Origin of the sequence: Cupriavidus sp. WS, from assembly GCF_000395345.1 — a bacterium.
GTDB classification, from domain to species: Bacteria; Pseudomonadota; Gammaproteobacteria; order Burkholderiales; family Burkholderiaceae; genus Cupriavidus; species Cupriavidus basilensis_B.
The window spans coordinates 1-691 of sequence record NZ_AQPL01000742.1; the positions used below are offsets into that span (position 1 = coordinate 1).

The following is a 691-nucleotide window of genomic DNA, read 5'->3' on the forward strand; positions in this document are numbered from 1 at the left end:
CGAATGATCATTGCCCAGCTTTCTAAGTTCAGATCATTGTCTATCAAGATCGCATCGCTTGCCGCATAACCAATGCCAGTTGGAATTTCCCCTGTTGGAATCTCCTGCCATTCTCGGGATAGTTCATCTCGAACGGACAAAGCCGATTCTCGACGACTTGGCGATACGCTCCCCGAGTAAGCCAAGGTTCTGGTTCCGGCCAAGAAATAGGTGTCAAAGCGATACAATATGTCACTCGTTGTCTTGTTCCACGAAATCAATGTGACTGAGCCATTAGCATGCGGTACCCGTTCGATAAACATGCTGCCATGTTTATCGTGCTTTGCTGCTCGCAATGCCTGTTCCCGTCGAGCAATCAGATTGTCAAAATCCCTCCGGGTCTGAATTTCTCGTAATGGTTCAATTCTCACCTCGTTGTACTTATAGCTCTCGACAGTTCGCACATCCGCTGGTAATTCGACCAGATGTCGACCAATCGCACGAGTTTTCCATCCTTCCTTCATGCTGACTCCCTTCTTTGTGCCATTGCATCTGTCAGATAATCTTGATGATCCCAAGCGTCATGGCTATCGGCAGAGGCGAGAAATCAATCGTCATGCAGCGCTCGCAGAGGACAAGAGAATGTGTGAAAAAGCCGCGCGTAGTGGCCACTCACCAGCACCTTCGTGGCGCTTCTGGTGAACTGAAGGGA

General features: G+C 49.3%; 1 pseudogene. It reads right to left on the reverse strand.

The window, feature by feature from the left end:
* Positions 1 to 503, reverse strand: a pseudogene (locus K206_RS43520) (hypothetical protein); the annotation flags it as partial.
* Positions 504 to 691 lie beyond the last annotated feature (188 nt).